Raw genomic sequence first — 14,649 nt, forward strand, 5'->3', positions numbered from 1 at the left:
AAAACGCCTTAATGGGCGTTTTTTTCGTTTTATAGATCATTATTGGTTAAGGAAAACAAAGTGAAACCACAACAAAGTACATTTATGGCTTGGGTTACTCGTATGCCGCTAATTAAACGTTGGGCATTAATGCATTGCTTTCAAGAAGAAAATGTATCGGAACACTGTCACCAAGTATCCGTCATTGCACACTTATTAACCGTGATAAAAAACAAGCGTTACGGAGGGCACCTAAGCCCAGAAAAAGCAGCCGTCGTGGCCATTTATCATGAAATTTCAGAAACGAAGCTGCAAGATATGAATTCAAAAACTAAATATCATAGCCCGGAATTTACCGCAGCATTCAAAAAGCTAGAAGATATTGCGGAACAAGAATGTTTAGATACATTACCAGTCGATTTAAGAGACGAGTTTTCCGATTTAGTTATCCAAAAAAATGTCGATAATGAATACAAAAAAATCGTAAAAGCCGCTGATATTTTGTCCGCGTACATCAAAACACTCAACGAATTGAGGTTCAACAATGATGAATTTCAACACGTAAAGGAAGGGCTTGATCCGCGTATTGAACAACTGGTTGAAACCATGCCAGAGGTAAAAGACTTTATGGATATCTTTTGTGATAGCTGTACGACCACTTTTGATAAAATATCTGGTTGATTAGCCTGACGGCTAAATCTAGACGTCATTTATGCTAGTGCCTATTTAATTGAGCTTTTTAAGCGCATTGTTTGGCTAAAAACAGTTGCTCTTGTTCAAGCAAAAATGGTTGGGTGAAGCTTTCAATCCATTGATCAAGCTCCCAGCCATCAACACTCGGTTGGACGATAGCCAACTGAGAAAGCTGATCTTGCTTTATCGTCGCCAATCGATGCTGTGTTCCGGTCTCAACCGTGAGTAATTTTTCACTGTTGCCTATAAATTTTTGTTTCAATATCTGGGTAAGTTGATAAACCGATAACGCAGATTCAATTCTATATAAATAGCCACCAGCTACTTTCTGCCTTGACCAATAATCGCACTCATTTAAGTCCAGTGGTTGTTTAGTAAGAAAAATGGCACGACTTTGATAGTGACAAGCTGCAAGGGTAACGGGTGTGTGTTTAAACTCAGGTTGACCGGAAAAGGCATCGGTATGAGGGGCAATAAGATCACAAGGTTTACTGTTTTTTGCCGTCAGGTTATTCCAATGAATGGCGACAAACACTTGCTCACTTGAAACCTCATCACTAATTTCAACTCTGGCTTGGCACTCTCCTTGTGCGTTCATCACTTTGGCTATTTGTCCTTGATCAATGGTAAAACGCTTGGCAATTGTTGGATGAATGAGCATAAACGGCTCCGGTTTATGTTCTGCCAACCGAGCTGACAACCCTGTGCGAGTCATGGTATGCCAATGATCCCGACTACGGCCAGTATTGAGTAACAACGGATATGTTTCACTGGTGTCACTTTTCGGTAACTGATGTTCAACCGCAACAAAGTTGGCGCGCTTGTTCGCGGTAAAGAATTGACCGTCAGTAAACATACGTTGATCAACAATATCATCTTGTAACGAAGTAACTGGCCACTGTTGTGGCGACAATTGGCTATAGCCCTTATCATCTAATTGGGTTAATCCAATCAAGTTAAGATCTCGTTCACCGTTATGGTTATCTTGAGTTGTTAACTGAGCGTATTCTCGGAAAATTTCGCCTTCATGTCGATAATCAAACGCCTGTGTAAAGCCCATTTTTTTGGCTACTTGGCTTATAATCCACCAGTCAGGTTTAGCTAACCCAGGGCTCGGCATTAATCGGCGCTGACGAGAAATGCGTCGTTCAGAGTTGGTTACTGTACCTGATTTCTCGCTCCAACCTTGCGCAGGAAGAACCATATCGGCAAAGCGCGTTGTTTCAGTATCGGCAATACAATCAGACACCACAACAAAGGGACAGTCCCGCAATGCGGATTTAATTTTTTCACTATCCGGTAAACTGACAACTGGGTTAGTCGCCATGATCCAAATAGCTTTTATTTTTCCGTCTTTAAGCGCATCAAACATATCAATTGCTTTAAGGCCGGGTTTAGTTGACAAGTTATCAGATTGCCAAAAACGTTTAATCGATTCTATATGGTTGGGATTATCAAACTCCATGTGCGCCGCCAATGTGTTGGCTAATGCACCGACCTCACGTCCACCCATCGCATTAGGCTGCCCTGTCACTGAAAATGGACCACTACCAACTTTTCCTATTTTGCCTGTTGCAAGGTGACAATTTACAATTGCATTAACTTTATCGGAGCCTGAGGTCGATTGGTTTACACCTTGAGAATAGATGGTCAGCACTTTTTCGCTATTGGCAAAACCTTGATAAAAAGAAGTTAACTGCTGTGAGGTTAGACCTGTGGTTGCTTCAATATTTCTTTCAGATTGAGCCGATATCATCGCTTGCTCAAAGCCATTGGTATGGTCATTTATAAACGCTTTATCGACACAATCTTCTGACACTAAATAATTAAGTAAGCCATTAAATAGTGCCACGTCTGCTCCAGATTTAATCGCTAAATGCTCATCCGCAATAGAACAGGTATCTGTCTGGCGTGGATCAATAACCACAATTTGTAACTTACTGTTTTCTTGTTGGGCCAGACGCAAGCGTTGGAAAAGTACAGGATGGCACCACGCTAGATTGGAGCCAACGAGAATCACCAAATCCGCTTCATCAAGATCTTGATAACAAACCGGAACCGTATCGGCACCAAAAGCTCGCTTATGTCCGACAACAGAAGACGCCATACAAAGCCGTGAATTACTGTCTATATTACTACTACCTATAAATCCTTTAATCAGTTTATTGGCAACATAGTAATCTTCTGTCAACAGTTGACCGGATACATAAAATGCAACTGAATCAGGTCCATAACGCTCTATAGTTTCAGAAAACTTACTGGCGACTATCGAGGTTGCTTCATCCCAATCGATATTCCTATCAGGTGGCGTCATGTATTCCACACAGGTATTGCTGTTTTTTTCAAAGGTCTTATCAATTGGAGCAAGCAATCTGCCATCATGAATAACGGTATCACCAAGAGCAATACCTTTAGTGCATAACTTTCCATAGTTAGATGGATGGCTTTTATCGCCACGAATTTCTAATTCACCACACGATTTAGCCCTAGCTTCAACGCCGCAACCAACGCCACAATAGGCACAAGTCGTTTTAATCCATCCATCATTAACAATAGTCACAAAAGCACCCTCAACCACAAAGAACAGTCATATTATTAGGTTATGTAGCAACATATGAACCAACTATCCAAATATAACAAAAGACAAGTTTTAATTCTTACAATACAATAACTTAAAATACAATATACCCCTAAAGTGGTAGACATAATTACCACATTAATACCAACTTTAACCACTGTTTTGCACCTTAAACAACACAAATGCACCATAAAGATTCATTTATAAACAAAAACACTTAATCTCATACATTTTCATCCCGTTCCTCTCTTGGCCAAAAATACAAATAACCGTTTGTTATTTAACAAATAAAAATAATTTTTAACAAAAAATGTACATTTAGGCACTCATATTGCAGTGAGCTAAATACAAGATTCTCTATACCAGATGAATTTAGTGAGGGAGTAAGGTTATGGATAGGCATTGCAACAAGGTCGGTATAGTTACCTTAGTAGGAGCGGGTCCCGGTGACCCCGACTTATTAACAGTAAAAGCAGCCAAAGCAATTGAACAAGCAGAGTTGATAATATTCGACAATTTGGTTAGCCAAGAAATCCGAGCCACCTTCCCTGCCCATGCTGACACCCTTTATGTAGGAAAAGCTAAAGGCCACCATAGTGCGACACAAGATGATATCAACCAACAGTTAGTAGATTACGCACTGCAAGGTAAAAACGTTTGTCGAATTAAAGGTGGTGATTCATTTGTATTCGGTCGTGGCGGTGAAGAGATGCTGTTGCTAGCGAAAAAAGGCATCCATGTTGATGTTATTCCAGGCATAACCGCCGCATCCGGTTGCACGACCTACGCTCAAATCCCATTAACTCATCGCGGGTTAGCTCAAGGTTGCACTTTTATCACTGCTCACGCAGATAAAAAACTCGATTTAAATTGGTCTGCTTTAGCCAACCTTAACCAAACCTTGGTTATCTACATGGGGTTAAGTAAGTGCCAAATGATAAGTGACAAGCTCATTCAAGGAGGAATGGTAAGCAACACTCCAGTGGCATTTATTGAAAATGGCTCGACACCTCAACAACGGATTTTTATAGGCGAATTAAACGAACTAGAACAAATTAAACAACTCAACCAAATCCAGTCACCCGCGTTGATTGTGGTTGGGAAGGTAGTGTCGGTAGCAAAACAGATGCAATGGTTAACACAGTTAGCGGATCGCTCTAGTAATGCCAACAATAGCAGCAATAACAAACAGGGTTTGAAACTGTCGGCGTAAAAACCGTGGTGACTACTGAACAAATTTTAAGCAAGGATCTATTATGAGTAAGCAAAAAATTATCGTTGTCGGCAATGGAATGGTTGGCCACAAATTTATCGATAACCTCATTCAATCGGAACACAAAGACATTGAGATTATTACTTTTTCAGAAGAGTCTCGTCTTGCCTATGATCGTGTTCAACTCACTTCTTATTTCACCGGCAAAACGGCTGACGATTTGGCAATGGCCGATCAAGCTTACTACACTCAAAATGGCATCAAATACGTCTTGAATGAGAAAGTAACTCAACTCAATACCACTGAAAAACAAGTCGTTACTGCCAGTGGAAGAGTAGAGACTTACGATAAACTTATCCTTGCTACTGGCTCCTACCCTTTTGTTCCACCTATTCCTGGCAATGATCAAGAGCACTGTTTTGTCTATCGTACTATCGATGATTTAGATGCCATAGAGCAATCTAGCCTGCAAAGTAAAAGTGGCGTAGTGATTGGTGGCGGTCTACTTGGACTAGAAGCCGCTAATGCAATTAAGAATCTCGGTTTAGAAACTCATGTTGTTGAATTTGCTCCTAGATTAATGGCAGTTCAACTCGATGATGGCGGCGGCGCACTGCTTCGCCGAAAAATAGAAGACATGGGTGTCACGGTACATACCGAAAAAGCGACAACCGAAATTGTTGCAGGTGAAACCGCGCGCTATCGGATGAATTTTGCAGACGGAACACACGTTGAAACCGATATGATCGTATTTTCTGCCGGTATCCGTCCTCAAGATGAATTAGCAAGAGAATCTGATATCGAACTAGGTGAGCGCGGTGGCATTCAGATCAATAATTACTGTCAAACTAACCTAGAAGATGTGTATGCCATTGGCGAATGTGCACTATGGCAAAATCAAATTTTCGGTTTAGTCGCACCTGGATATCAAATGGCTAAGGTCGCCGCGAAACATATCTTAGCTGATGATGATAAGCCGGCTGAATTTCTTGGTGCAGATATGAGTACAAAACTCAAATTACTCGGCGTAGATGTGGCCAGTATCGGTGAGGTTCATGGTAAAACTCAAGGCGCACAATCTTTTACTTACAATGACGAAATCGACCAAGTATATAAACGTTTAATTATCTCTGAAGATGGCACTAAAATCGTTGGTGCAGTATTGGTCGGTGATGCCAATGCCTATGGCACTTTATTGCAAATGAAGCAAAACGATATGCCTTTGCCATCTAATCCATCGGTGCTAATTTTACCAACGGTTGCCGATGACGAATCTTCAGCCATGGGAGTGGATGCCCTGCCTGATAGTGCCGTTATTTGCTCGTGTTTCGATGTGACCAAAGGCGACATCAAACAAGCGGTAGCGTCTGGTTGTACTTCGATGGCACAAATAAAAGAAACCACTAATGCCTCTACCGGGTGTGGTGGCTGTGCTGCACTAACTAAACAAGTTCTAGACAGTGAATTGTTGCAGTTAGGGGTAGAAGTGAATAGCGACATATGTGAGCACTTTGCTTACTCACGTCAAGAGCTAAGCGATATCATCCGAGTCAATAAAATACAGACTTTTGACCAATTACTCTCACAATATGGCAGCGGATTAGGCTGTGCTACTTGTAAACCTGCTGTAGGCTCAATACTGGCTTCTTTCTGGAATGATTATGTTTTGCAAGATGAGCATATGGAATTACAAGACACCAATGATATCTTTTTAGGTAACATGCAAAAAGATGGAACTTACTCTGTGGTTCCACGGATCGCAGGAGGCGAGATAACCCCAGATAAGCTGATTGTAATTGGAGAAGTCGCTAAAGAATTCGACCTATACACCAAAGTAACAGGAGGCCAGCGTATAGATTTATTTGGTGCACAGCTTAATGACTTGCCAACTATCTGGGGCAAACTGATTGATGCTGGTTTTGAAACCGGACACGCTTATGGTAAATCACTACGAACCGTAAAATCATGTGTCGGCAGTACATGGTGCCGCTATGGTGTGAAAGACAGTGTTGGGTTCGCCATTGACTTAGAAAATCGCTACAAAGGGGTTCGAACCCCACATAAAATCAAGTTTGGTGTGTCCGGTTGCACTCGTGAATGCGCCGAAGCGCAATCAAAAGATTTTGGTGTCATTGCCACCGAAAACGGCTGGAATCTTTATGTTTGTGGGAATGGTGGCATGCGTCCACGTCATGCAGATTTATTCGCGACTGATCTTGATGATAAAACGCTTATTCAATATGTCGATCGAATCATGATGTTTTATATCCGCACAGCAGATCGCCTACAACGAACATCCGTCTGGCTAGAAAACTTAGAAGGTGGTCTCGACTACTTAAAACAAGTTGTTATTGAAGACAAGCTTGCCGTATGTGCAGAGCTTGAAAAAGATATGAATGACAATATAGAAAAATACCAATGCGAATGGAAAACCACCTTATCGTCACCAGAAAAACTCAAGCGATTTAGTCATTTTATTAATAGTGATGAACGAGACGACAACCTTGAATTTGTTTCACTTCGTGAACAACGCTTTCCTAAACCAAGTGTTGAACAACGAATAGCAGTACTCGAAATTGAATAGCCACAACTGAACTAACGATACTCGAATAATTAACAATATAAAGGATTAGATTATGAGTAACTGGACAACAATTTGTACACAACAAGATTTAGCGCCAAACGTAGGCTGTTGTGCGTTAGTCAATCAAGAGCATGTGGCTATTTTTAATTGCAAACGCACTCAAGCAATATATGCTATATCCAATTATGATCCGATAGGAAAAGCTTCAATTCTATCTCGAGGCATCATAGGATCAATTGAGGGAGAACCGTACGTGGCATCACCGCTTTATAAACAACATTTTCATCTAAAAACAGGTCAATGTTTAGAACAGCCAGAATATCAGCTGAAAACCTATGCGGTCAGAGTAGTCGATAATCAAATACAGATTCAAGCGCCCGATAACATACCGACTTAAATTTACTGAAAGTTAATCCTTTATCAGCAGTAATCTTTGAAGCAAAAAAAAAAGCAAAGCGTTAATCATCACTCATCGCCCCCCGATAACAGATGATCCGCTTTGCCAATTTGTATCTAAATGCAATTACCTTATATTGTTGTTTAAATAGTTAAGGCGACGACATGATGCTGTATTTCTCGCAAGGTTTCTTAGATGTCTTTCATGTTTTTGCACACTTAGCATACTTTACTCACTCATAAATTCTGCTTTAATCACTCAAACAATCAGCTTTCAGCATACGTACCTTGCTTATCTCAGTTTAGTTTTTATTGACCGTTAAGTTTCAATGCCATGAACGTGACGCTGTTATAATCGCCATTTTGTTTGTCGACAGCAAAATCCCCTGTTCCTGCGCAACCCGTTCCCCATATTGCATGTTTATCACTGACACTACACTGTCCGTAAGCACCTGCTTTATAATAGAAATCATCTTGAGCGTAACCTTGGGCATTGTCTTTATCATCAATACCTTTACTCAAATCTATATCGTAAGTGACCGTTTTATGGCGAGCTGTTTCAAAGGTTAAGTGCATGATAGTACCTTTCACTTCAACCTTATAACTGAACTCTTCACCTAAAGCGATTCCTGCTTCACCCGGTGCTTGTTGGTTTTCCCACGTATTACCCCATACTGGATAAGCGATATCCATACGGTTTGGATCATTCTTCTCTAGATTACGCTCGTAATTCCAGAACACCGAGCCATATTCATGATCAGGAAATTTTTTGAAGAAAATTTTCAACGGTTCATTACCATGACCAAAACCAGTTTTTGCTTTAATTAATTCATCGTGCTTTTTGGCATGAATTTGACCAACGACAACAGAGTGTGCAGGCGGCCTTTCTGGGAATTTTGCATGTTCAGAAACATGATTAACTTTCAAGGTCGCTTCTAACGTACCACCAACCGCACTGTAACTGTCTGCATCTACATGACTCGAAAGCGCCCACTGGTTGAGCTTATCTGAAGTATCTATATGAAATTTCGCACCGCGAGGCATTTGACGCAGTTCTGAACGAGCATTCTTTGAGTTCTTAGTGGTAATAGCTTGGTTCTGCACTTCAAAAACTAGATGACCGTTTTTATCTAAGAAGAAAAAATCTGAGTGGGAATAGCTCATCATCGCCACCCCTTCTATTTCATCAACTCTCCCGTCTTGGTTAATATCGGATGGAATAGTAATTTTCCAATTACGCATATCAAATTTGTCCGCAGGTACCGGATAAGGAACCCCATTATTCTCTACATCCGCCAATGTTAGTGTCGGAAGCGTTAATAAAATTGACCCAGCGGCAACAAGTATTTTGTTCATTTCTCATCCTCGTATCATAATTGTCATATAATAGTAATTAAGAGAAAAACAAAGAAAAACTGATGTGACAAATAATGCTTGTGGGATCACACAGTAACAATTGGAATTAAGACCAAGATCAAATTATGAAAACGCCAATAAGTGTCATTTTATCACTCATAGTCGTTATTTAAGTTTTAACGGTCAAATAGTTATATCGACTGCTAGACTGGATCTTTATTTCAGCGCATTATTAAAACTACTGAAAAGTAATATGAGGAGTCGCTATGGATGAGAAACAACATCAGCTTTGGCAACAAAGAATAAATAATGAGCACAAATTAAGACGCAAAGATCATCGTGACCCATTTCAACGGGACAGAGCTAGAATACTTCATTCAGCTGCTTTTCGGCGTCTACAAGCTAAAACTCAAGTTCATGGCACTGGTAGTAATGATTTTCACCGTACTAGGCTGACGCATTCATTAGAAGCCGCACAAATTGGATCTGGGATATTAGCACAAATAGAAAATAAGCAGCCAGAACTTAACCCTTTATTACCTTCGGCAAGTTTAATTGAGTCCCTTTGTTTAGCACATGATATCGGCCACCCACCATTTGGCCATGGCGGTGAAGTGGCATTAAATTATGCCATGCGAGATCACGGTGGTTTTGAAGGCAATGCACAAACTTTTCGCATTGTAAGTCAATTGGAACCTTACACTAAAAAACATGGAATGAACTTATCTCGTCGAACTCTGCTTGGATTAATTAAATACCCAGCGTTACTGAGCAGTGTCCGATGTAAACACCTCCCCGATCCGGTCTCTCATCAAAGAAGATTAAAAGCAAAAAATTGGTCCCCCGCCAAAGGCATATATGATTGCGATAAAGTAGACTTTGATTGGGTGTTAGCGCCTCTTTCAGAAGCCGATAAAACTCTTTTCATGTCGATTAATGACCATATTACTGATCCAAAAAAACATAATAAAACCCGTTATAAGTCCCTAGATTGCTCCATTATGGAAATAGCAGATGATATTGCCTATGGTGTCCACGACCTAGAAGATGCCATTGTTTTAGGCAAAGTGACACGTCAGCAATGGCAAGAATTTGCAGCAGATGAACTCGCCAACTGTGGTGATCCTTGGTTTGAAGAAAATATACAAGATATTAGTGAGATGCTTTTTTCAGGTGAGCATTATCTACGTAAGGATGCCATCGGCGCAATTGTTAATACCCTTCTCACAAGCGCACATATACAATCGCAACCTAACGTCATATTTGAAAATGAGTTGTTGCAATATAACGCGTTCCTGGAACCTAATCTGGCTAAAGCATTGGACGTATTCAAACGATTCGTTAGTAAATATGTAATTCAAATACCTGAGGTTCAAATTATCGAATACAAAGGGCAGCAGATCATTATGGACTTGTTCGAAGCATTAAGTGCGGATCCAGAAAGACTGTTACCTGAAGCGACTAAAAGAAAGTGGTTACTTTCACAAAAGGTCATCACTCAACAAGAGCATGGTCAAACAGAAAATGAAGCGGGTATGCGAATTATTTCTGACTACATTGCCGCGATGACGGATGGTTACGCTCAAAAATTACACCAACAACTGTTTTCATCGGCTAGCTAGTAAATGACCATTATTCACGACGAGGTTGCACATAAATATAGCGTTTAAGGGTGTTGGACCTAGTGCTTAGAATCCGTATAGTTTTGTTGGTAAACACCTTCTGGTAATTGCTGGATATAAAATGCAATCATGGTGTTGAAGGCGGTTAATATAGGTTCAAAGTTCTTTTCTGGTTGAATAATTTTTAGTATCTGGTAACCCGCTTCGGCAGTGGATAAATTATTTTTCTTTGGTGATTTTCTAATTTTATAATTGCCGCTAATATCTACTGGCAGGCATAGACAAGGTAAAGCCTGAAGATTTAAAGACAGTTGGTACATCTTATACGCTTTTTTCCACGTACCATCTAACAAAATAATTCTAATCGTATGCTCACTTTCTTTGCCTTCTAATAGCGTAGGTTGGACGATTTGAGCGGTTTCTGAGGGAAAAAGCAGATACGTGCTACTGTCTTTAGCTGTAATTAAAGCGTTTAACGCTTCATGTGATGAAAAATCTTCTCCAATAAAATAATGGCTATTAGGTAACGATAAATTCAATATTTTTGCCGTACCCTTAGCCCGATTAACTTCAGAAGGGTGTTGAAGAATGATAAGCTCGATATCTGTATCTATCTTTCGTATGCTTGAACAGATACAAGCCTTGTTAGCTTTACCACAATTTATGCAATATCGAGACATCGAGTGAAATTATCCTACTTTGTTATTGTTGTTAGCGCCATATGCACTATTTTTCAATTACCCTTAATCCAAAGCGCTGTAATCTGGAATAGTGACTTGATACACAGTGGCCAATGGTGGCGAATTTTATCAGGAAACCTTACTCATACCAATGTTGCTCATTTAATCATGAACACACTAGCTTTGTGGCTACTGTGTTGCCTATTTAAACCTTCATATCAGAAATTTTTAGTTGTCCTCATATGTCTGAGTTTACTGGTTGGTACCGGACTATTAATGACCACATTACAAATTTATGCTGGTTTATCTGGTGTTCTGCATGGCATGTTTGTCTATTTTACTTTATGTGAAATAATTAATAGGCGTAAATCAAGTTGGTTATTATTGGTTGCTATAGCGGTAAAAGTAGCATACGAACAAATTTATGGTGCTTCAATTAGTACTGCCGAATTGATCAACGCTAGAGTCGCTATAGAGGCCCATTTGATTGGTCTCGTAGCGGGCTTCTTTTTAGCAATGATCACTTTTTATAAGACCTATTTGAGATTTAAAAAATAACCATTCACCGCTCAGCTGAGCTATTACGTAACACCCACCATCACCACCGGCTAAAAGCCGATGGTGATCCTAATGTCAATCAAATTAGGTTAGATTGACTATCCTTCAAGCATTTACAAGATTATACGATTAGCATTTTTTTGGATAGTTGATGGACCTATTCCTTTCACTTCCATTAACGCTTCATTTGAAGAAAAAGGACCGTGTTTCTCTCTATAATCTATAATAAGTTGTGCTTTTTTACTGCCAATTCCAATAAGCAAAGCAGATAATTCTTCTAATGTAGCGGTATTGATATTAACCGTAATGTCGATACCTTCATATTTATCGTTGGATTGGAGTATCTTGCTACCGTCTGGTTGCGAATCGGCTGTTACCTTGCTTGATTCAACCATTTCGTTAACGACTGTAACTTCACTGACTACTTTGTTTTTGCTCGCTACTTTTGCGTCGCTAACTGTTGTGGTTTGGCTCATCGCTACGCCAGTCAATAGACTCGTAGTCAGTGAGAAGATAATAAGAATAAATCGTTTCATGGGCCTTCCTTACGTATTGTTAGAAGACCATATAATTAAAGATACTTGAACGATTGTCGCGACTAGTATGTTAAAAATAGAACAGGCCGCAAAAGCGGCCTGTTTATATATCATGCTAATACATTTATTTACGGCTGAGATTCCACAGCGTAATACTCTATATCAGCCTCTTCGCGAAGCATGCTAACAATTGCAGCTAGATCTTGCTGACTTCCAGCTCGAACTAATTGAGCTGCGATTTGAGTATCAAAACTATCGTCCACATTAACCGAAACATTGTTCAATTCAATAATGACAATATTCTGATCCAAATCGGATGTTTGGGCGTATGTTTTCATCCCTTCTTCTGGTTTAGCTAATGCAAACACTGTTTGCGCTAACGGAGAACGGCGATCAACAGTTTCAACCTCACCAAACTGTAAACCGTTTGACTCAACAACCGATTCATCACCAGACTTCAATGCTTTAAGCACAACGTTGGCTAACTCTGTCGCTTTTTCTTTCCCTTTTTGTTGAGCAAGAGCGGATTTAACCTGATCTTGAACCTCATCATAAGGTAAGACTGTTTCTGGACGGCTATCTTCTACACGAACAACCACAACATGTTCAGGAGCAACTTCAATCAATTCAGAATTCAAGCCATCCTCTTTAACTTCTGCACTAAAGATAGCTTGTAATACAGCCGTATTGTTGAGCAACTCGGGTGCGTCAGCACGAGAGATAAAACCTGTCGTTTGAATTGGTTGATTGATCGTTTGTGCAGAATCATCCAATGAATCAGGATACTCAAATGCTACTGTCTCTAGATCAGTTTGCAATTCATAGAACTTCTCTATCGCTTCCTGACCCGCCAATTCTAGTTTTATATCAGCAGAAACATCAGCGAACGGTGTCGCTTGGGACGCTTTTAATCCATCTAATTTAATAATATGGTAACCAAACGTAGATTTAACTAAACCGCTAGTATCACCAATATTTTCTAAACCAAATGCAGCCGCTTCAAAGTCAGGATCCATAACGTCTTTTTCGATCCAACCTAAAGAGCCACCTTGTTCAGAACTACCGATATCCTCTGATTTTACTTTGGCTAACTCGGCAAAATCAGCACCAGAGTTAAGTTCATCTAAAATAGCTTGAGCTTTAGCTTCGTCATCACCTTGAACCAGAATATGGCTCACTTCGCGTTGCTCAGTAGTCGAATACTTATCTAGATTAGCTTGATAGTATTCTTGAGCTTGCTCATCACTAATCTCTATTTTAGATTGGAGATCTTGTACGGATAGTTCAATGTAAGCAACTTTCACCTGTTCTGGGCGCAAGTAATTTGCTGTATTTTGGTCGTAATAGGCTAATAACTCTTCGTCAGTCAATTCGATGTTCTGAGCAAATTCATTAACATCCAATGTAATAGAACGTATATCACGCGTTTGAGTTAGTAGCATACTTTGCGAACTAACTTCACTGGTAAGAGAGAACTCACTGTTTTGCAAAGCAATCAATACTTGCTGACGAGTCATATCATTACGTAACGATTCAGCAAAACTGTCCGGATTTAAACCTGCTCTGCGTAATGTCGCAGAATAAATTTCTTGATCAAAAGTTCCGTTATTTTGAAATTCTGGCATCGCTAGGATTTGCTGACGAATTTGCTTATCACTAATACGCAATCCTAATGAGTCTGCGTATTGCTCTATAAGCAGTTCGTTAACCATTCTATCAAGAACTGATTTGCGGAAAGATTGAACGTAAGTTGGATCGGCTAACAGGCTAGAAAAATAATCGCCCATTTGTGCTTGCATACGATTACGTTCATTTGTATATGCTTGTTCAAATGCACCGCGTCCGATTTCTGTATTATTCACTTTGGCAGCAGCGTTACCACTTCCACCAACAATGTAGCTACCTACACCTGCAAATACAAAAGAAAGGATAATTAGACCAAGAATAATCTTAACCGCGATACTGTTTACGCCCTCGCGTAATCGCTCCATCATAATCTTATTTTACTCCGAAGGTTGAGCAGGAATTTGAATCCGTACTCAGTGTGAAAGTTGAGATAATTGATGATATCAGAAAAAGAAATGCGCACCAGTGTTGTGATGCGCATAATTTTGAGTCTTATACTTAAATAAGTAATTATATCTATTAATTGCAAGCGTCTTTCAGAGCTTTACCTGCTTTAAAAGCGGGTACTTTAGCTTCTGCAATTTGAATCTCTTCACCAGTCTTAGGATTACGACCAGTACGAGCTGCACGAGTACGAACGCTAAATGTACCGAAGCCAACAAGAGCAACTTGCTCTTCAGCTTTGAGTGTTTCAGTCACTGCTTCAATCACTGCGTCTAACGCACGGCCAGCTGATGCTTTTGAGAGATCTGCGTTTTCTGCAATTTTTTCTACTAGTTGTGTTTTATTCACTTTTAATTCCCCTTGATGTGTTACCAGTTTTATTTT

General features: G+C 40.0%; 12 protein-coding genes. 6 read left to right on the top strand and 6 right to left on the bottom strand.

Translation table 11 applies throughout. The features are described 5' to 3' along the window. The first annotated feature begins 60 nt into the window (after nt 1–60). Nucleotides 61–660, top strand: a complete 600-nt coding sequence (gene yfbR / locus R3X26_RS06200; RefSeq protein WP_317716352.1) for a 5'-deoxynucleotidase — start codon at nt 61–63, stop codon at nt 658–660. Nucleotides 661–718: 58 nt separating this feature from the next. Here the strand turns inward: yfbR and R3X26_RS06205 are convergent, their stop codons facing one another. Then, nucleotides 719–3,232: a nitrate reductase gene (locus R3X26_RS06205; protein WP_317716353.1), complete on the bottom strand. Its 2,514-nt coding sequence runs from the start codon at nt 3,230–3,232 to the stop codon at nt 719–721. Between the two features lie 409 nt (nt 3,233–3,641). On the opposite strand from R3X26_RS06205, the gene cobA reads away from it, so the two are divergent. The 3 genes from cobA to nirD are packed head-to-tail and all read left to right on the top strand — an operon-like array spanning nt 3,642 to nt 7,444. Further along, nucleotides 3,642–4,463 (top strand): uroporphyrinogen-III C-methyltransferase, encoded by an 822-nt coding sequence (cobA, locus tag R3X26_RS06210; RefSeq protein WP_317716354.1) that lies wholly within the window; start codon nt 3,642–3,644, stop codon nt 4,461–4,463. A 43-nt stretch (nt 4,464–4,506) separates the two neighbouring features. Then, nucleotides 4,507–7,047, top strand: coding sequence for a nitrite reductase large subunit NirB (gene nirB / locus R3X26_RS06215; RefSeq protein ID WP_317716355.1), 2,541 nt, complete (start codon nt 4,507–4,509; stop codon nt 7,045–7,047). 52 nt (nt 7,048–7,099) lie between these two features. Then, complete coding sequence (gene nirD / locus R3X26_RS06220; RefSeq protein ID WP_317716356.1) at nt 7,100–7,444, top strand: nitrite reductase small subunit NirD; 345 nt, start codon at nt 7,100–7,102, stop codon at nt 7,442–7,444. A gap of 308 nt (nt 7,445–7,752) precedes the next feature. On the opposite strand, the gene R3X26_RS06225 is transcribed toward nirD, so the two are convergent. Further along, nucleotides 7,753–8,799, bottom strand: coding sequence for a polysaccharide lyase family 7 protein (locus tag R3X26_RS06225; protein ID WP_317716357.1), 1,047 nt, complete (start codon nt 8,797–8,799; stop codon nt 7,753–7,755). A gap of 266 nt (nt 8,800–9,065) precedes the next feature. Between R3X26_RS06225 and R3X26_RS06230 the strand changes: the two genes are divergently transcribed. Beyond that, complete coding sequence (locus tag R3X26_RS06230) at nt 9,066–10,421, top strand: anti-phage deoxyguanosine triphosphatase (protein WP_317716358.1); 1,356 nt, start codon at nt 9,066–9,068, stop codon at nt 10,419–10,421. 59 nt (nt 10,422–10,480) lie between these two features. Here R3X26_RS06230 and R3X26_RS06235 read toward each other — a convergent pair whose 3' ends face one another. After that, on the bottom strand, nt 10,481–11,101 hold the full coding sequence (locus R3X26_RS06235; protein WP_317716359.1) for a tRNA-uridine aminocarboxypropyltransferase: 621 nt from the start codon (nt 11,099–11,101) through the stop codon (nt 10,481–10,483). A 3-nt stretch (nt 11,102–11,104) separates the two neighbouring features. Between R3X26_RS06235 and rrtA the strand changes: the two genes are divergently transcribed. Next, nucleotides 11,105–11,659, top strand: coding sequence for a rhombosortase (rrtA, locus tag R3X26_RS06240; protein WP_317716360.1), 555 nt, complete (start codon nt 11,105–11,107; stop codon nt 11,657–11,659). 113 nt (nt 11,660–11,772) lie between these two features. On the opposite strand, the gene R3X26_RS06245 is transcribed toward rrtA, so the two are convergent. The 3 genes from R3X26_RS06245 to R3X26_RS06255 all read right to left on the bottom strand — a co-directional run bounded on the left by R3X26_RS06245 (nt 11,773) and on the right by R3X26_RS06255 (nt 14,613). Continuing rightward, nucleotides 11,773–12,054 (bottom strand): helix-hairpin-helix domain-containing protein, encoded by a 282-nt coding sequence (locus tag R3X26_RS06245; RefSeq protein ID WP_317716438.1) that lies wholly within the window; start codon nt 12,052–12,054, stop codon nt 11,773–11,775. 269 nt (nt 12,055–12,323) lie between these two features. Next, complete coding sequence (ppiD, locus tag R3X26_RS06250; protein ID WP_317716361.1) at nt 12,324–14,189, bottom strand: peptidylprolyl isomerase; 1,866 nt, start codon at nt 14,187–14,189, stop codon at nt 12,324–12,326. 151 nt (nt 14,190–14,340) lie between these two features. Continuing rightward, a complete protein-coding gene (locus R3X26_RS06255) occupies nt 14,341–14,613 on the bottom strand; it encodes an HU family DNA-binding protein (RefSeq protein WP_317716362.1) in 273 nt (90 codons plus the stop codon). Nucleotides 14,614–14,649: the final 36 nt, after the last annotated feature.

Origin of the sequence: Vibrio sp. TH_r3, from assembly GCF_033101115.1 — a bacterium.
Classification (GTDB): domain Bacteria; phylum Pseudomonadota; class Gammaproteobacteria; order Enterobacterales; family Vibrionaceae; genus Vibrio.